Consider the following 17944-nt stretch of genomic DNA (forward strand, 5'->3'; position numbering starts at 1 on the left):
GTGGTATGGACGGCACATTGCCACAAAACAAGGGGGGGGCGGCCACCGCCCCCTTCTATCTGGCCCAGGGCGACGAATGTGCGCTGTTTCAGGCGGCCAGCGATAATGATCTGCCGGTGCTTCTGAAAGGACCGACCGGCTGCGGCAAGACCCGGTTCGTGTCCCATATGGCCGCCCGTCTGAACCGCCCGCTTTACACCGTGGCTTGTCATGATGATCTGTCGGCCTCGGATCTGATCGGGCGCTACCTTTTGAAAGGGGGCGAAACCGTCTGGGTCGATGGACCGCTGACCCGCGCGGTGCGCGAAGGCGCGATCTGCTATCTCGACGAGGTGGTTGAGGCCCGCAAGGACGTCACCGTGGTGCTGCACCCGTTGACCGATGATCGCCGCATCCTGCCCATTGATCGCACCGGAGAAGAGCTTGAAGCGGCACCCGGTTTCATGCTCGTGGCCTCGTACAACCCGGGCTATCAGAACATCCTGAAAACCCTCAAACCCTCGACAAGGCAACGTTTTGTCGCGATGGAGTTTGATTTTCCGAACCCCGACCTTGAGACACAGATCGTGGTGCAGGAAAGCGGGCTTGAGGCAGATCGCTGCAAGGCGTTGGTGCGTCTGGCAGGGAAACTGCGGGCACTGAAAGGGCAGGACCTTGAAGAAGGGGTCTCGACCCGGCTGGTGATCTATGCCGCGACCCTGATTGCAACTGGCATGCCCGTTGAGCGGGCTGTCGAGGCGGCGATGATCGCGCCGCTGACCGATGACGAAGATATCAAACGCGGGCTCCTCGATCTGGTTACAGCCGTCTTTGGGTGAGGCATGGCCATGACAAAGATCGACATCGAGCCATGGGAACCCGAAGAAACAATCGGGAAACTGTGGCACGCTTTTGCCAGCCGCCTGGATGCGCCCGAGGTGCATCATGGAGCCGCTGTTGACCTCTCCGAGGTCAGCGGGCGGCTGGCCGTTTTTTTTCGCGGACTGGGCGGGGGGCATGGGATTGAGTTGCGCGCCGTCGCGCCGCAAACCAGCCACCACCGCCTTGGCCTGCGCCGCCGTCTGGGCACCGAGGCCGAACAGACCCCGCGCGCCAGCTTCGATGGCGAAATCCTGCGTCTGCCCGACAGTCTGGCGGTCTTTCCGATGCGTGAGGCCAATGGCGCGCTGTATCTGTGGTTGGTGGCCGCGCTGGCCCATGCGCCGGCCCATCGCCCCGAAACCGATCCGCTGCGCGCCGACCTGACAGCGCTGATCGTAGCGCGCCAGATGTGTGACGCCGCGCTTGAGGCCGCGCCCGGCCTGCGCGATCTGTATACGGGCCTGTGTTCCGCAACCCTGCATCAACGCGACACCCGAAGCCTGCCGACGGATGAGGCGGCCATCGAGGCGTTGATCCGCCAGATGCTTGGCGATCCTGCCGATCTGCCGCCCCGTGCGCAGGAATTCCTGATGGCGATGGAGGAGGGGCTGGACGATCTGTCGGCCCCGCGTGGCTATCGCCCTTTCCTGCCGGTGCCACTCTGGCCCGATCTTAAACCGCTCACCTTTAGCGCCGCCACCAAGACCGAAACCCGCGATACCGATGGCCCCCCCGAAGAGGGCAGCGAAAAGACCCACCGCGCACAACGTCGCAATGCTGATCAGGCCGAGCGTAAGGACAGCCTGATCCTGCACAAGTTCGAGGCGATCCTGAGCTGGGCCGAGTTTCTCAACCTCAACCGCCGGGTCGATGACGACGACCCCGACAGCGCCAAGAAGGCTGCGGATGATCAGGAGGAAATCGGGCTGGGCCAGATTTCCAAAGCGCCGGCCACGCGGCTGAAACTGCATCTTGATCTGTCACCTGAAGATGTGGATCGTGAACGCTTGTCAGACATCAGCACCTATCCGGAATGGGATGCGCGCGCCGGTGTTTACCTGCCCGATCATGCTCGCGTGCTGCATTCCGTTGCCGAACCAGATGATGCCATCCCGTCTTTCCGCGAAGACCCGAAGGCCGCGCGCCGGATCGCCCATGTCAAACGCCAGTTCGAGGCGCTGCGCCCGGGACGCATTTATGTGCCCGGTCAATTGGACGGCGACGAGTTGGACATGGAAGCCACCGTGCGTGCGCGCGTCGATATTCTGGCCAATGGCGCGGGCAGCAATCGCATCTGGCGACAGTCGCGGCCCATCCAGCGTGATCTGGCGGTGTCGATCCTGCTGGATGTGTCCCGGTCAACCGAAAGCGCGGTCGGGGATCGTGCGGTGATTGATATCGAACGGGAGGCATTGGCCGCATTGGCCTGGGGCCTGGATGCCTGTGGTGATGATTTTGCGATCAACGCGTTTTCGTCCCTCAAGCGCAATCGCGTCTATATCCAGCAATGCAAGAGCTTTGATCAGCCGATGAACGGTGATGTCGAGGCACGGATTGGTGGGCTGAAACCCGGCTTTTACACCCGCGTCGGCGCCGCGATCCGGCACAGTTCGGCCGAGTTGGCGCGCCAAAGCCGCAAGCGCCGGCTGCTCTTGGTGATCACCGATGGCAAACCCAACGATCTCGATCACTACGAGGGGCGGCACGGCATTGAAGACACCGCCATGGCCGTGCGGGAGGCACGCCGAGCCGGGCATTCCGTTTTTGGTGTGACGGTCGACAAACAGGCCAAAAGCTGGTTCCCGCGCTTGTTTGGTCAGGGCGGATTTCATGTGATTCCAAGGCCTGAAAAGCTGACCGAAGCCCTGCCGATGATCTACCGCGAACTGGTTGGTGCATGAGCGACACAACCGTGTTTGATGATCTGCCCGGTGATCTGATGATCTGGGTGCTGATCATCAGCGAACTCCTGGTGTTCGGTGCCGGATTGGCGGCGTTTATGGCTGTGCGCGTGAGTGATCCAACGGGATTTGCCATGGCTCAGGATGCCCTGTCGCGCACGGGTGCCGGGATCAATACCGTGGTGCTGGTTACCAGCGGGGCCTTGGCGGCCTGGGCGCTTTATCTGCGTGAAAACGCCCGCCGTGGCGTGGCCCGGTTGGCCCTGATCGCGGCGGCGAGTCTGGGCATTGTCTTTCTGATCATCAAGGGCGTGGAATATGCTGACAAGGCCAGCTTGGGCATCGCGTGGGACACGCATCCCTTCTACACGTTCTACTACCTGCTGACCGGATTTCACGCCGCCCATGTGGTGGCGGGGGTCGTCGTGCTGTTGCTGATCGCGTGGAAGGATGCACCGCGCAATATCGAGGCAGGCGCCGCGTTCTGGCACATGGTCGATCTGGTCTGGGTGCTGTTGTTTCCCGTCATTTACCTGCTGCGGTAAGAGGATGAAAGCGACGTCCATCTTGCGCGCCTGGATCTGGCTGGTGGGGCTGAGCCTTGGGTCCACTGCGATCACGCTATGGGTTTGGCCCGAGAGCCTGACCTGGCTGGCGGGCTGTGTGATCCTGTGCCTCGCCTGGGCCAAGGCGCGGGTGATCCTCTCGCGCTATCTGGGCCTGTGCAATGCTCCGTTCTGGCAGCGGGGTTTCGACATCGCGCTGGGGCTGTTCTGTCTGGTGTTGTTGGGCCTTTTTCTGGTGCCAACGCTGCTTTAACGTCAGCCGCCAAACGCCTCCGCGAAGGGTGAAGGCAGGTCAAATTCCCGCAACACCCGTGCGCGGCCCTCGGCCGACATCTTGCGCGCGGTTTTTGCGACGATCCTTTCCAGTTTTCCAGGCGATTGCGTCCCTGAGAACGGGGCGAAGTACCATTTCAGGAAGACGAAACAGATCACGTCTTCCAATGCCTGCACCTCGGCGTCGCGCTTGATGCCTTCCTTGCGGATCATCCGGCCTGCGGCCTCGGCCTCGTTCTGCGCATAGCCGGCGGCGATCATGATTTCTCCCACACGGCTGGCATGATGGCGGGCCAGCGCACTGCGCCATTCAAGATAGCCAGCACGCCCTTCCGGGAAGTCTTTGCGCTGCAAGACCCAGCGTTCGATATGCTGCCCTCGGGCGGCGATTTGCAGAGGCTCGGACGCCCCGGGAAACAGCCGCGCCATCTCTTCACTCATCCGGTGGCCATAAAGCTGTGCTTCGGGCTGGCCGTCTTCCTGCTTGGGATCATGGGCATTAGCGGCGTCAATCGCGGTCAGCGCCGCGTCCAGACGGCTCATAACGCCTTCCCCCAGGCCGAGGCCGGGTCTTCCTCGGCATAGGTCATCAGGGCGGTGACATCCTTGATCGTGGCGTGATTGCGCGTGATGCCCACGCCGATCGGTTTCAACTTGGTAAAGGCACGCGACAGGCTTTCGGGTTTCATCCCCAGACGCCCGGCGATCAGCGCCTTGTCATAGGGCAGGGTGACCGTGCAGCTTCCAGTCTTGCAATCGCAAAGCTCCAGCAGGAAATCGGCCACACGTTGCGCGCCGGTCTGGGCTTTCATCTGCTCGACCTGTCCGACCAACTGGTTGAGATGCGCAAAGGTCGAGGCGATCACCGCAATTGCCACCTCCGGGTCGTGTTTCAGCAGGTTGATGAAAGTGCGTGACGAGACCGCGAGCAGTTTGCAGTCAGTCACGGCCTCCGCTGATACAGGGTAGGTGCCCATACGAAAGGCGACCGCCTCGCCAAAGCTATGGCCACGGGTAAAGACATTCACCACGGCCTCGTTGCCATTGGGCGACACGCGATACAGCTTGACCCAGCCTTCGGCGACAATGTGGATCGCATCTGCCGGCTCCCCCTGCAGAAAGATCGTCTCACCCCGCGTGGCCGTGCGTACGGATGCATCCTGTAGCAAAGTATCAACGGCCTCATCCGGCAGGCTGCGTAACAACAGCGAGGTGCGGACCATATCGAGATTCTCGATGCGCTTCATATGGGTTCCTGTCCCGATGGTCTAATTTCAAGGGGTGCGTTTGGGAGGTTAAACAGTCGAAAGGCAGACAAAAGGAGACGCGGAAAAGCGCCGTCCTTGTTGTGCCAATCACGTCCTAACCACTTACCCCGTCGAGTTAACCTTATGCGCAATGCCGCAATACTGCAATTGTTGTTGCCGCTAAGTCGTTGTGTGACGTGATGATTTAAAGAATCTGACTGAGGAATTCGCGGGTACGCGGATCGCTGGCTTCGGTGAAGAACGTTGCCGGGGGGCCGTGTTCGACGATGACGCCGCGATCGGTGAAATAGATGTGATCGGCCACTTCGCGGGCAAATCCCATTTCGTGGGTTACAAGGATGCAGGTCATTCCCTCAGAGGCCAGATCCTTGATCGTGACCAGCACTTCTTTCACCGTCTCGGGGTCCAGCGCGGCCGTGACCTCGTCAAACAGCATCACATCGGGGTTCATCGCCAGCGACCGGGCAATTGCAACGCGTTGTTGTTGCCCGCCTGACAACTCGCCCGGATAGCTGTGTTCCTTGCCGTCCAGTCGCACTTTTTTCATCAGTTCCAAGGCGCGCTTTTCTACCTCGGCCTTGTCCTGTTTCAGCACCTTGATCGGTGCCATCATCACGTTTTCCAGCGCCGTCTTGTGCGGGAACAGGTTGTACTGCTGGAACACCATCCCGACCTTTTTGCGCAGTTCCAGCTTGTCGAGGTTCACGTCATGCACTTCCTGGCCTTCAACGGTGATCGAGCCTTGCTGGATGTCATTCAGCCCGTTGATACAGCGGATCAGCGTCGATTTCCCTGATCCGGAAGGGCCGATGATGCAGATCACCTCGCCTTTCATCACGTCGATGCTGACACCTTTCAGTACTTCAAGCGAGCCAAAGGACTTATGAACGCCTTTCAGCGAAATGATCGGTTGGTCAGAGGTCCAGGTCATAGCGTGTCCTCATAGTTTCACGGCGAATTTACGTTCCAGCCGCATGGTCAGCCGGGCGATGGGATAGCAGTAGAGAAAGAACATCATCAGGGCGAAACCGAAGAAGGGCACCAGAAGTTCGGGATGGTTGTCTTCGGCCTCCATCGCCTGACGCGACAGGGTGATGATTTCCTCGATGCCAAGCAGGCTGCACAAGGGCGTGGCCATGGTCAGGATTGCGTACCAGTTCATCCAGGGCGGCAACATGCGCTTGTAGCATTGCGGCAGGATGATCTGCCACAAGATCTGGCGACGTGAGAAGGCAAGGCTTTCGGCAGCCTCCCATTGTGCGGTGGGTACGGATTGCACAGCACCTCGCACCACCTCGGAAATGTTGGCCATCACAGGCAAGCTCAGGCCGATCACCCCTTTCATCCAGTCAGGGATGCGGATGGTCATGCCAAAGGCGTTGATTTCAAACGGGAAGGCCAGGAGGACAATGAACAGCAGCACCAGCCAGGGTGAGTTGCGGAACAGTTGCGTGATGAACCACGCCGCATAGCGCAGGGGTTTGAGCGGCGAGATTTGCGCCAGTCCAAGCGCCGCACCCGCCACCGTACCGATGGCCATTGCCAGAAGCGAAATGACCACGTTGAACACGAAACCCGACCAGAGCAGGAACGGCATCCACCGCCACAAGGCACCAAAGGCCTCGCCCGTGCTGAACCGGCTTTGGGCGTAGGCAATCGAGGGCCACGCGGCCATCACCATCAACAGAACCAACGGGGTCCACCACGGCAGGTTTGCGACCCAGCGGGTGAAGATATAGCCATCGGGCACATGCGCCTTTGTGTCGAAAGGTTTGAGCACGGCCATGTCGCTGCCGGGCGCGTTGATGCCAGGAATACGTCTCATGTGCCATACCCCGGAATTCTCATGCCCCGTTCCCAACGGCTCATCCCAAAGACGAGGATGGCCACCAGCAGGATGTAGGAGACAAAGACCAGCAGCATGGTCGGGTATTGAGCCGAGGGGAAATCGTTCCAGATCGACACCGAATGGTAAAGCAGCTCAGGAACCGCAATTGCATAGGCCTGCGTTGTGGTTTTCACGAGGTTCACAAGGTTGTTGTTCAACGCCGGCAGGCACACCCGGAAGGCCAGTGGCAGCACGATATAAAGATAGATTTGCAATCGGCTGAAGCCGAGGGATTCAGCGGCTTCGATCATGCTTTCAGGCACCGCTTCGATCCCGGCGCGGAAAATCTCGACATTGAAGGCCCCGGCGAACAGGCTGAGCGAGATCACCGCCCAGCCAACATTTGAGATAATGGGCTGAACCGTCCAGCCATCCTCGCCCGTAACCACGGGTGTGAATTGCCCAAGTGCGAAGTAGAAAAACAGCAGCTGGACCATCGGGGGCGTGTTGCGGAAGAACTGGATATAGCCCTGAACAATGGCGCGGATAACGGCAGAACGCGCGCCTTGCATCCACGCCCCAACCAGCCCGATGATCACCGACAGGATCAGGCACATTACGCTGAGTTTGATGGTCATCCAAAGCCCGGCCAGCACCTTGCCCTGTTGGCGTTCGTCATACATCCAGACGAAATTCCAGCGCGGCGCATCAGCAGCCAGTTCGCGGAAGAAATCTTCCATTCGGGGGGGATCCAATCATTTGCGCCCCTCCCGCTGGGGAAGGGCGCCGTTGCAGGGCCGGATTACTCAGCCAGCCAATCGCCATACCGCTCGGCCTTATCGGCCAGGTAGGCGGTGGGTTTGATGCCCCACTTGGCTTCCAACTCTATGAGCGTGCCATCGCGGTGCCAGTTGTACTGCATACCCGACATGAAGTTGCCAAAGACGCAATCCTGCTCTTCGATGGGAACGGCCAGACCCCAGGGGTTGTCGTCTTCCGAACTGAGCGGCATTTCAAACTCGTCCCAGTTTCCCGAGGCCAGATCAGAGCCGATCGAGCTGTCGTCATAAACCCAGGCGACGCATTTCTTGTCGCGCAGTGCCTGTTTCGCCTCGGCATTTCCGGTAAAGGCCACAATTTCAACGCCATAGCGCTCTTCGACGATCTGGTTATAGAAGGCACCTTGCTTGCCACAAACCGGCTTGCCGCGCAAGTCTTCCCATTCTGTGAAACCCAGTGCCTTGGGCGACATAACGTTGGTGCCCGAAGTGTAATAGTTTGGCCCCACGATACCGACGATCTCGCGGCGGTCGGCGCGGTCGGACATGGTGGCGATCATCAAGTCAATCTTGCCTTGCTCCAGGAACTGCATCCGGTTGGAGGATTGCACCGCCACCAATTCCAGCTCCACGCCCATGGCGCGGGCGACGTCTGCGGCCATGTCAATTTCCATGCCCACGATGTTGCCGCTTTCATCGCGGAACCCCCAGGGCTTGTAATCGGCCTTCACGCCGACAACCAATGTGCCGCGCTCCATCACCGAATTCCAACGCTCGTTGGTGCATTCGGCGAAAGCCGCGCTTGTTGTCATCGCGGTCAGTGCCAGGGCGCTGGCCGCTGTGGTCAGTGTCTTTTTCATGGTGTTAGTCTCCCTTGTCTCTGGCTGGTTTGTCCTGCCAGTATTCTCCGAGTTCGTGGTTTTGAAGTTCCACGCGGGCGATTTTTCTTTGAGAGTCGCCCCCTCTTTCTCTGATAACCATACCGATTACCGCTTCGAAAAAAACCATCGCGGCAACATGCGATGGGAAAAACTGTGGGCTGCCGGTGCTGAGATAGACGCAATGCTGTGCGCCCTCGGTCAGTGGAGACAGGTGGTTGTCCGTCACCGCGATCACCGGCACATTCGCCGCTTTCAGGTGTCGCGCCAATGCAACGCTGGTGGCGGCATAGGGCGCGATACTGAACACCAGCGCGGCGTCCTCGGGGCCAAGATCGGCCAGTATGCCTGCTGCGCCATCCCCGTCGCGCCCCAGCAAAGACCACCCGCCCAGCGACATGTTTGCGATATAGGCGGTGTATTCCAAAATAGGCCGGGCACTCATCACCCCGACCAAAACGACGCGGCGCGCCTTGGCCAATCTCGTGACCAGCGCACCCAGATCGTCATGGTCCAGATGGCCCAGTGACGTCTCGATGTTTTGCACCCCGGCCAAAGCGTGCTGGGTAAAAAACGCTGTTTTATCGGGTGTTTCGCTGCCTGCCTCGACCAGTGTCTGCGCTTTTTCGGCCAAAAGGGTGCGTGGCTGCATCACCTCGGCGCGACACAGGTCGCGCAGTTCGTCATAGCTGTCATAGCCGATGGCATGGGCCAATCGAGTGAAGGTCGGGGCCGACAGTTTGGCGGTGCGCGCGACGTGGCGTTGTGAGCGCGTCGCAACCTCGCCGGGGTGTTCCACGACATATCGCGCGGCCTTGCGCAGCTGCGGGCTGAGCGATCTCAACGTTTCAGTTGTGAGCCGATCCGAAACCGCCTGAGAGGTCATGGCCGGCTTCTGTAGCAATTTTTTCCAAACATAGGAAACTGAAACATATGAAACACAGCAGGTCAAGCCGTGTGATCTTTGCTGAACGCAGCCCATTTTTCATGCGTGCTTGTCGCATTTGGTTGAACCAAACACGGTAACAGACCTGTACATCCCGTCGCCAAAGGGCTAGATGCGGCCCCTTGACAGCAGGCTTCGCGATAAAGGGCCTGCATCCCCCCTGAAACATGACGGATTTGGAACGGCTGTGAAGAAGACCTTGGCAGAGGCGCTGGATGCGCGCGGATATACCACCCTCACCGCGGTGCAGGAGGCGGTCACCGCACCCGACACCACAGGCAAGGACCTTTTGGTTTCGGCGCAAACCGGATCAGGCAAAACCCTTGGGTTTGGCCTTGCGATTGCACCCGGCCTGCTGGGCGACAGCGATGTGTTTGACGCCGCCGATGGGCCCTTGGCGCTGGTGATTGCCCCGACGCGCGAACTGGCGTTGCAGGTCAAGCGCGAGTTGGCCTGGCTGTTTGCCAAGGCCGGGGCTGTTGTGGCCTCGACCGTGGGCGGGATGGATATGCGGGACGAGCGGCGTGCTCTGGCACGCGGGGCGCATATCGTTGTCGCGACGCCCGGACGGCTGCGCGACCATATCATGCGCGGCTCGATCAATCTGAGCGCATTGAAGGCCGTCGTGCTGGACGAAGCGGACGAGATGCTGGACCTCGGCTTTCGCGAAGATCTTGAGTTCATTCTGGAAAATGCTCCGGAAGAGCGTCAGACATTGCTGTTTTCCGCTACGGTTCCGCCCGCCATCGCCAAACTGGCCAAGAGCTATCAAAAGGATGCGTTGCGCATCGCCACCACAAGCGGGTCAAGCCAGCATGCCGATATCGAGTATCGCGCCTATCGGGTCTCGCCGCGCGATGGCGAGAATGCGATCATCAACGTGCTGCGCTTTTACGAGGCCCCCAATGCCATCGTGTTCTGCAACACCCGCGCGATGGTGAACCGGCTGACCACGCGGCTGTCCAATCGCGGCTTTTCCGTTGTGGCCCTGTCGGGCGAGCTGTCTCAGTCTGAACGCACACACGCCCTTCAGGCGATGCGCGACGGGCGTGCCCGGGTTTGCGTGGCCACGGATGTGGCGGCGCGCGGCATTGATCTGCCCAATCTCGATCTGGTGATCCATGCGGAGCTGCCAAGCAATCAGGAAACGCTGTTGCACCGCTCGGGCCGGACGGGCCGCGCCGGGCGCAAAGGGGTGAGTGCGATGATCGTGCCGCCCGCAGCCCGGCGCAAGGCCGAGCGGCTGCTGGGCTGGGCCAAGCTGTCTGCCGAGTGGGGTGAGGCCCCGTCGGCCGAGGCGGTGTCGGCCAAAGATGAAGAGCGGATGCTGGCCAATCCCGACTGGCATGAACCGGTGGCCGAGTCTGACAGCACCACCGTCGCCCGCTTGATGGACAATTTCAGTGCCGAGCAAATCGCGGCAGCGTATCTGCGGCTCTACCGCGAACGCCATTCAGCGCCCGAGGATCTGTCAGATGTTAACGAGCCGGCCAAACCGCGCGCGCCCTTTGGGCCAAGCGTCTGGTTTTCGCTAGCCGGTGGGCGGGCAGCGGGGGCCGAGCCGCGCAGGCTGCTGCCGATGCTGTGCAAGATGGGCAACGTCTCGCGCGAGGACATCGGGGCCATTCGCATTCAGCCCGACGCCTCTCTGATCGAGTTACGGGAGACGGCAGTCGAGGGTTTTCTGGCGGCTATTGGTCCGGATATGACGTTGGAAGAGGGTGCAACACTGACGCGTCTGGCTAAACCACCGAAACTGGATCGTGGACCAAGGTCAGAAAAACCTTCGGGGCCAAAGCGGGGTAAACCGCGACAGCATGAAACGGCTTCAAAGGGTAAGACACCTGGAACAACCACGCCGGTCGAGTGGAACGATGATCCAAAACCACGGGTGAAAAAGCCAAAGCCCGGTGCAAAAACTGCCCAACAGAGAAAGCCCCGCCACGGCAAGGATACCCAGCGCGCTGGCACCGGGGAGGACCCATGGACACCGCGCAAGTCGAGCGACGGAAAATCCGACCGTTCGGGCGGAAAGGACGGGCATTGGAAAGGTCCGAAACCCCCAGTGGGCAAACCATCGAGCAAGAAGAACCGCGCACGCCGAGCGGCAGCAAAGGCCGAGACCGCAAAGGGCGGGCAAGGCAAGACACGCAAACCGGGCGGCGCAAAAAATCGCGGAAAGTCCTGAGCGGCCTCAGCTTTGGGGCAGAACATAAAAGAGCCACGCCAGCTTTTGCTGCGCGGCCCTTTACGCTTACATCCCGGTTCCGAAAGGCTTAGTCAGCCCCGACATAGCTGCGGATGTCATCGGCCTGCGCCACATCGTGCGAGGGCACTGGCGGCAAAAGGTCGGCCTTGGCCAGATCGTCCAGCACCCCCTCATACCCATCCATCCAGTCTTCGGGCAGTTCATGCGCGATCCCCTGGTGGCAATCGATGCAGGTTTGGCCTGCGTCAAATCCACGTTGGTGGTTGTCTGCGGCGCGGGTTTCCTGCTGAGTCAGGTCCATGTAATCAAAGTTGTGGCAGTTGCGGCATTCGCGGCTGTCGGTGCGTTTCATCGCCGCCCAGACCCGCGTCGCCATCTCCAGCCGGTGGGCTTCAAACTTCTCGGGCGTGTCGATGATGCCGATGAAGTGACCATAGAGTTCCTTGGTGGCCTGAATCTTGCGGACCACCTTTGGCCCCCAGGCCTTGGGGACGTGGCAATCCGGGCAGGTGGCGCGCACGCCCGAGTGGTTGTTCTGGTGTATCGTGCCCTCATACTCGGCAAAGACATTTTCTTTCATCTCGTGACAGGAGATGCAGAACTTCTCGGTGTTGGTGGCTTCCATCGCCGTGTGGAACCCGCCCCAGAACACAACCCCGACCACAAAACCGACGATCAGCAGAGAGCCAAGCGAGTAGGCCCCGGTCGGGGACCTGAAAGACCGCCACAGGCGGCGAATGAAACCGGGATTTTCAGCAGACATGGTGCACGTCCTCTTTTATGCGTCCCACACTTAGTGCGAGGGGGTAAATTCATTATCGATCAGGGCAGGGGCATCCACCTGCGGGACATGGCACTGGCTGCAGAACCAGCGGGTGCCTGCGACCACGTCCAGCTGGTTGCCATCGCGGTCCAGATAGTGGGTCATCGACAGGGTGGGCGCGTTGCGTTCACCTGCATTGCTCCAGTCATGGCAGCTGAGGCAGCGGTTGGCCTTGAGGTCGACCTGATACTGATCCACCGCATGGGGGACCAGCGGCGGTTGCTGACGATAGTTACGCACGAAGCGTTGTTCGTCCTGGCGATACGTGTTCTCAAGCGGAACAGTGCCCTCGACGCCCCCGTTGCGCAGGGTCGTAACCCCTGTGTCTGCGGATTGAGCGATCGTGACAGTGGCTGCAAGCAGCGAGGCGATGGCGATGATGCTGGCGCTTTTCTTCATTGGAGCGTCTCCTGTTGATGGGTCAGGCCGCGTAGTTGGCCTTGGAAGTGTCAGAACGGGTCGGCGCGACGCGGCCTGGCGCTGGCGAAGTGTCAAAACGGTGGGTGAAGGCGAAGACATCGACGGAACAGACATCGATGCAGCGCCCGCAATTGGTGCAATCGGGGCTGAGGATCAGCGGGGTGTCATCGTCTCCGCCGCGCAGGGCGGGGGTGATCACGTGCATTTCGGGGCAGACGGCAAAGCAATCCATGCAATCGTCACAGGCAGCGCGGTTTGGGGCGCTGACGCGGAGCAGCTGTTTCTGGCCCAGCAGACCATAGAACGCCCCCACCGGGCAGAGATGCGAGCACCATCCCCGCCGCGCGGCAAAAACATCAAAGGCAAAGACCGCGAGGATAACCGCCCAGGCCATCCCGAGGCCAAAGACCAATCCGCGATGCACCATGGTGACGGGGTTAATCGCCTCCCATGCCACGGTGCCGGTGATCGCCGAGACGACCAGAACCATACCCAGAATCCAGTACCGCGTACTGCGTTTGGGCTGCCAGCCTTTGGGCATGCCCAGTTTCACATGCAGCCAATGGGCCGCATCCGTGACCGGGTTGATCGGGCAAACCCAGCTACAGTAGACCCGCCCGCCAATCAGCGCATAGGCCAGCACGACAATCAGCGCGCCGATAAGGGCTGTAAGCTCGGGAAGATGCCCGGCAAGGGCGGTTTGCAGCAGGATCATCGGATCGGTGAGGGGAAGAAAATCGAAGGTCATCGACCCGGCAAGATTGCCTTTGACCCACCAGATCCCGGCCCATGGCCCCAAGAGGAAGAGCGCAAGAAAGAACAATTGTGAGGCCCGTCGCAGCAACAGGTAGCGATGCGCGCCAATCCAGCCTTTGACGGCGATGGCCTCTTGCCCGGTGGGAAGGGAGGTCTTGGTGCTCATTGGCCCGCCCCTCCCGTTGGCAGTTTGAAAGTGGGTTCAAACCCGCCGGGCGCTGCCAGATTGTCGGTGCCCGGTCCCGGCAGGCGGTCGGGCAGGTCGATCAACTCATCCACAAGCGGATCGGGGTTGTCCCAGCCCAGTTTATAGTGTTCGGCGGCTGCACCCTTGGCCAGGCGCTGAGGCAGCACTTTGATCGCGGCTTCGGGCAGCACGCAGGACTTTTCACATTTGCCACAGCCAGTGCAGGCATCGGAATGCACGGTCGGCATGAACATGGCATGGTGGCCCGAGCGTTCGTTGTGGCTGCGTTCCAGCGTGATCGCCTCGTCAATCGCGGGGCAGACGCGGTAACATACGTCACAGCGCAGTCCGAGCGCGTTGAGGCAGGTTTCTTCGTCCACCAGAACGGCCACACCCATGTCGGCATCGTCGATATCGGTCAGGTTGGGATCCAGCGCACCGGTCGGGCAGGCGACGACGCAGGGGATGTCGTCACACATCTCGCAAGGGATATCGCGTGCGGTGAAGAAGGGCGTACCTGTGGCCGGGCCGTCAAATCCAAGCTCGGCCAAGGACAGCGTGTCATAGGGGCAATCGCGCACGCATAGCCCGCAGCGAATGCAGGCCCCCAGGAAATCCGCCTCGGGCAGGGCCCCCGGGGGCCGCAACGCCTGCGCTGGGAGAGCGCGGGCGTCGGTTACAAAATACGCAAGGCCAGCGCCCGCCAGGCTGCACCCTGTCGCCGCCCGGGCCGCATCCTGAAGGAAGCGACGCCGGTTCATGGCGGTGCGGGGTTTGGTCAAGCTGGCGGACATTGTGCTGGCCTTTTGAAGTGGTGTCGTTATGCGCGTTCAACCTTGCAGGCGCATTTCTTGAAGTCGGTCTCTTTCGAGATCGGGCAGGTGGCATCCAAAGTCAGCTTGTTGGTCAGCTGACCCTCGTCAAACCACGGCATGAAGACGACACCTTTGGGCATCTTGTTCCGGCCCCGGGTTTCCACCCGGCTCAGAACCGAGCCGCGACGGGTGGAAATCTCGATCTCCTGACCCCGGCGCAGGCCGCGGTCCTTGGCGTCATCGGGATGCATGAACACCATCGCGAAGGGGAACGAGCGATGCAGTTCCGGCACTCGCCGCGTCATCGAGCCCGAGTGCCAGTGCTCCAGCACACGGCCGGTAACGAACCACAGATCAAACTCCTCATCCGGGGATTCTGCAGGGGCTTCATAGGGCGCGAAGATGATGTTGGCCTTGCCATCAGGCTTGCCGTAGAACTGAACGCCTTTGCCAGCCTCCACATAGGGGTCATAGCCTTCACGGAAGCGATAGAGCGTTTCCTTGCCATCCACCACCGGCCAGCGCAGACCGCGCGAGGCGTGATAGGTGTCGAAATCGGCCAGGTCGTGGGCATGCCCGCGGCCAAAGGCGGCGTATTCCTCGAACAGACCCTTCTGGACATAGAAACCGAAATCCTTGGATTCGTCGTTGTCAAACCCGTCTGCCACTTCGGAGGTCGGGTATTTGTCGACCACCCCATTGGCGAACAGCACCTCGAACAGGGTTTTGCCGCGCAGCTCCGGTTTCTGATCCAGCAGTTCGGCGGGCCAGACTTCTTCGGTCTTGAAGTATTTCGAGAATTCCATGACCTGCCAGACATCCGACTTGGCCTCGCCCGGTGCGGCCACCTGTTGGCGCCAGAACTGGGTGCGTCGTTCGGCGTTGCCATAGGCCCCTTCTTTCTCGACCCACATGGCGGTGGGCAGGATCAGGTCGGCATTTATGGCCGTGACGGTCGGGTAGGGATCGGACACGACGATAAAGTTTTCCGGGTTGCGATAGCCCGGATACCCTTCGTCATTCATGTTGGGCGCCGCCTGCAGGTTGTTGGTGCATTGCACCCAGTGGCAGTTCAGCTTGCCATCCTTCAGCATCCGGTGCTGCAACACGGCGTGGAAGCCCGGCTTGCCCGGAATGGTGCCTTTCGGGATACCCCAGGCGGTTTCGCAGATGTCGCGGTGTTCTTCCTTCATCACCACCATGTCGGCAGGCAGACGGTGGGCGAAGGTGCCCACTTCGCGCGCAGTGCCGCACGCCGAGGGTTGCCCGGTCAGCGAGAAGGGTGAGTTGCCCGGTTCCGAGATTTTACCCACAAGCAGGTGGACGTTATACATCAGCCCATTCACCCAAGAGCCGCGGGTGTGCTGGTTGAACCCCATGGTCCAGAGCGACATGACCTTGCGGTTGGGGTCGGCATATTGCTGGGCCAGGCGTTCAAGCTTGGCTGCGGGTACGCCCGAAAGCTCTGACACTCTCTCCACCGTGTATTCGCTGACGGCTTCGGCGTATTCCTCGAAAGTGATCTTGGTCAGCTTGCCGTGCTTGCCCTCATGGGAGGGGTTGGTGGCGGCCTCTTCCAGCGGGTTGTTGGGGCGCAGGCCATAGCCAATATCGGTCGCCGTCTTGGTGATATTGACGTGGTTCTTGACGAACTCCTCGTTCACCGCGCCGTTCTGGATGATGTAGTTGGCGATATAGTTGAGGATCGCCAGGTCGGTCTGTGGCGTGAAGATCATGCCGTTGTCAGCCAGTTCGAAGCTGCGGTGTTCGAATGTCGAAAGCACATGCACCTCGCAGCCCGGCTTGGTCAGGCGCGTATCGGTCAGGCGTGACCACAGGATCGGGTGCATCTCGGCCATGTTCGAGCCCCAGAGCACAAACGTATCGGCATGTTCGAGATCGTCGTAACACCCCATCGGCTCGTCGATGCCAAAGCCGCGGATGAAGGCGGCCACGGCCGAGGCCATGCAGTGACGCGCATTGGGGTCGATATTGTTGCTGCGCAAACCGGCCTTCATGAATTTGGCGGCAGCATAGCCTTCCCAGACGGTCCATTGCCCCGAGCCAAACATCGACACGGCGGTTGGTCCCTTCTTGGCAATCGCATCTTTCCACTTGGTCGACATGACCTGGAAGGCCTCGTCCCAACTGACCGGCTCGAACTCGCCTTCCTTGTCATAAACCCCACCTGATTTGCGCAGAAGCGGCGTTGTCAGCCGGTCCGAGCCATACATGATCTTGGACAGGAAATAGCCCTTGATACAGTTCAGGCCCCGGTTTACCGGCGCTTCGGGGTCGCCCTGGGTGGCAACAACGCGGCCATCTTTGACGCCTACGAGCACGGAGCACCCGGTGCCGCAGAACCGGCAGGCGGCCTTGTCCCAGCGGATATCCGAGGCGCGTGCCTGTGCAGCGGCCTGATCAGGCATATTGATGCCCGCGGCGGATGCGGTGGCCGCAGCGGCGGTGGCTTTGAGGAAAGAACGGCGGGATGTGGTCATCTGGCTAGCCTCCCAGGCTCAGTGTTGCAGGATAGGGGCGTCGGGGGTCTCGGCCTCTTCAAAGTGGTGGTATGTCAGCGAAATAGTCAGCACGCCGGGGATCTGGTGCAGCTCCATGATCTGCTCGGAGGCGCGGCGCGTTTCGGTGTCTTCGACGGTGATAACGATGCGCCCGTCCTCGTGGGCGTGCACTTCGCTGCCCTCGGCGGCATTGATGGCGGTGATGATGTCCTCGGCCCGTTCGGGCATGGCATGAACCAGACATCCGCAGATATTCAGCATGTCGCGGTCTCCTTTATGGGCTGGGGCGCGCGGGCCAATGTGACGGCGTTGACCGGGCAGGGGGCGACGCAGGCACCGCACCCGGTGCATGCCTCAAGGTCGATCTCGGGGGAGGCCTTGCCGGCCAAAGCCAGGCGAAAGCGGATCGCCCGGTCGTCGCAGTAATCTTCGCAGGCGCGGCACTGTACTCCGTTCATTGACAGGCAGGTGGATGCGATTGCAGCATGCCAGAGCCATGGCTGTCCGGCGGTCAGTGCCTTGGTCGGGCATGCCTCGGTGCAGGCACCGCAAAACGTGCAGGCCCCGAGCCGGGGATCAACGACGGGCAAACCGTCTGTATCAAGCGTGATGATCTGTTCAGGGCAGGCGTTTGCGCAATCCGAACAACGCGTACAGGTGTCCAGAAAGCTTTGCCAAGGCGCGGCACCCGGCGGACGTATCTCATTTGTATCTTGAAAGCGTCCACGCAAAAAAGCGCGTCTTGTCGAGCGCTCAACCACCTTTTGCCTCCGTTCTCGACAATCGCATGATTTCCACCCCAGATTGTGCCTGATCGGGGCGAAAAAGTGTTTGACTTTAATCAAGCGAAGCGTTGCATTTTTTGCGATCCGAAGGGCCTTTGCCAAAGGTCCGACTTGACGCGCCAGACCC

The 17944-nt window shown here is 60.6% G+C and carries 19 protein-coding genes; 5 read left to right on the forward strand and 14 right to left on the reverse strand.

Going from position 1 to position 17944, the window contains the following annotated elements; genetic code table 11:
- The first annotated feature begins 5 nt into the window (after window positions 1-5).
- The 4 genes from V6N02_RS16570 to V6N02_RS16585 are packed head-to-tail and all read left to right on the forward strand — an operon-like array spanning window position 6 to window position 3581.
- Entirely contained in the window at window positions 6-818 is an 813-nt protein-coding gene (locus V6N02_RS16570; RefSeq protein ID WP_371227268.1) for a CbbQ/NirQ/NorQ/GpvN family protein, read from the forward strand.
- A gap of 9 nt (window positions 819-827) precedes the next feature.
- Window positions 828-2762 (forward strand): nitric oxide reductase activation protein NorD, encoded by a 1935-nt coding sequence (locus tag V6N02_RS16575; protein ID WP_371227270.1) that lies wholly within the window; start codon window positions 828-830, stop codon window positions 2760-2762.
- Window positions 2759-3307 carry a cytochrome c oxidase subunit 3 gene (locus tag V6N02_RS16580; RefSeq protein ID WP_371227272.1) on the forward strand — a complete coding sequence of 183 codons (549 nt, stop codon included), beginning with the start codon at window positions 2759-2761 and terminating at the stop codon, window positions 3305-3307. Before V6N02_RS16575 ends, V6N02_RS16580 begins: the two co-directional genes overlap by 4 nt.
- A gap of 4 nt (window positions 3308-3311) precedes the next feature.
- Window positions 3312-3581 carry a nitric oxide reductase F protein gene (locus V6N02_RS16585; RefSeq protein WP_371227274.1) on the forward strand — a complete coding sequence of 90 codons (270 nt, stop codon included), beginning with the start codon at window positions 3312-3314 and terminating at the stop codon, window positions 3579-3581.
- A gap of 2 nt (window positions 3582-3583) precedes the next feature.
- On the opposite strand, the gene V6N02_RS16590 is transcribed toward V6N02_RS16585, so the two are convergent.
- The 7 genes from V6N02_RS16590 to V6N02_RS16620 form a co-directional block, all read right to left on the reverse strand.
- A complete protein-coding gene (locus tag V6N02_RS16590; protein ID WP_371227276.1) occupies window positions 3584-4144 on the reverse strand; it encodes a DUF4202 domain-containing protein in 561 nt (186 codons plus the stop codon).
- A complete protein-coding gene (locus V6N02_RS16595; protein WP_371227278.1) occupies window positions 4141-4848 on the reverse strand; it encodes a Crp/Fnr family transcriptional regulator in 708 nt (235 codons plus the stop codon). The genes V6N02_RS16590 and V6N02_RS16595 overlap by 4 nt, the downstream gene beginning before the upstream one ends.
- A 205-nt stretch (window positions 4849-5053) precedes the next feature.
- Entirely contained in the window at window positions 5054-5800 is a 747-nt protein-coding gene (locus V6N02_RS16600) for an amino acid ABC transporter ATP-binding protein (RefSeq protein WP_371227280.1), read from the reverse strand.
- Window positions 5801-5809: 9 nt separating this feature from the next.
- On the reverse strand, window positions 5810-6694 hold the full coding sequence (locus V6N02_RS16605; protein WP_371227282.1) for an amino acid ABC transporter permease: 885 nt from the start codon (window positions 6692-6694) through the stop codon (window positions 5810-5812).
- Window positions 6691-7437 (reverse strand): amino acid ABC transporter permease, encoded by a 747-nt coding sequence (locus V6N02_RS16610; RefSeq protein WP_371227284.1) that lies wholly within the window; start codon window positions 7435-7437, stop codon window positions 6691-6693. The genes V6N02_RS16605 and V6N02_RS16610 overlap by 4 nt, the downstream gene beginning before the upstream one ends.
- A 62-nt stretch (window positions 7438-7499) precedes the next feature.
- Window positions 7500-8336, reverse strand: coding sequence for a transporter substrate-binding domain-containing protein (locus V6N02_RS16615; protein WP_371227286.1), 837 nt, complete (start codon window positions 8334-8336; stop codon window positions 7500-7502).
- A 4-nt stretch (window positions 8337-8340) separates the two neighbouring features.
- Window positions 8341-9240, reverse strand: coding sequence for a MurR/RpiR family transcriptional regulator (locus tag V6N02_RS16620; RefSeq protein WP_371227288.1), 900 nt, complete (start codon window positions 9238-9240; stop codon window positions 8341-8343).
- A gap of 247 nt (window positions 9241-9487) precedes the next feature.
- On the opposite strand from V6N02_RS16620, the gene V6N02_RS16625 reads away from it, so the two are divergent.
- On the forward strand, window positions 9488-11488 hold the full coding sequence (locus V6N02_RS16625; protein ID WP_371227290.1) for a DEAD/DEAH box helicase: 2001 nt from the start codon (window positions 9488-9490) through the stop codon (window positions 11486-11488).
- A gap of 88 nt (window positions 11489-11576) precedes the next feature.
- Here V6N02_RS16625 and V6N02_RS16630 read toward each other — a convergent pair whose 3' ends face one another.
- The 7 genes from V6N02_RS16630 to napF are packed head-to-tail and all read right to left on the reverse strand — an operon-like array spanning window position 11577 to window position 17793.
- The gene (locus V6N02_RS16630) at window positions 11577-12272 is read right to left on the reverse strand and encodes a NapC/NirT family cytochrome c (protein WP_371227292.1); all 696 of its coding nucleotides are present in this window, start codon (window positions 12270-12272) and stop codon (window positions 11577-11579) included.
- A gap of 30 nt (window positions 12273-12302) precedes the next feature.
- Entirely contained in the window at window positions 12303-12731 is a 429-nt protein-coding gene (locus V6N02_RS16635) for a nitrate reductase cytochrome c-type subunit (protein ID WP_371227294.1), read from the reverse strand.
- 22 nt (window positions 12732-12753) lie between these two features.
- Window positions 12754-13674 carry a quinol dehydrogenase ferredoxin subunit NapH gene (gene napH, locus V6N02_RS16640; protein ID WP_371227296.1) on the reverse strand — a complete coding sequence of 307 codons (921 nt, stop codon included), beginning with the start codon at window positions 13672-13674 and terminating at the stop codon, window positions 12754-12756.
- On the reverse strand, window positions 13671-14489 hold the full coding sequence (gene napG, locus V6N02_RS16645) for a ferredoxin-type protein NapG (protein ID WP_371227298.1): 819 nt from the start codon (window positions 14487-14489) through the stop codon (window positions 13671-13673). The genes napH and napG overlap by 4 nt, the downstream gene beginning before the upstream one ends.
- A gap of 26 nt (window positions 14490-14515) precedes the next feature.
- The gene (gene napA, locus V6N02_RS16650) at window positions 14516-17011 is read right to left on the reverse strand and encodes a nitrate reductase catalytic subunit NapA (RefSeq protein ID WP_371227300.1); all 2496 of its coding nucleotides are present in this window, start codon (window positions 17009-17011) and stop codon (window positions 14516-14518) included.
- 18 nt (window positions 17012-17029) lie between these two features.
- Window positions 17030-17293, reverse strand: coding sequence for a chaperone NapD (locus V6N02_RS16655; protein ID WP_371227302.1), 264 nt, complete (start codon window positions 17291-17293; stop codon window positions 17030-17032).
- Window positions 17287-17793, reverse strand: coding sequence for a ferredoxin-type protein NapF (gene napF / locus V6N02_RS16660; protein ID WP_371227304.1), 507 nt, complete (start codon window positions 17791-17793; stop codon window positions 17287-17289). The genes V6N02_RS16655 and napF overlap by 7 nt, the downstream gene beginning before the upstream one ends.
- Between the last annotated feature and the right edge of the window lie 151 nt (window positions 17794-17944).

Origin of the sequence: Roseovarius conchicola (assembly GCF_041403425.1) — a bacterium.
Classification (GTDB): Bacteria; Pseudomonadota; Alphaproteobacteria; order Rhodobacterales; family Rhodobacteraceae; genus Roseovarius; species Roseovarius conchicola.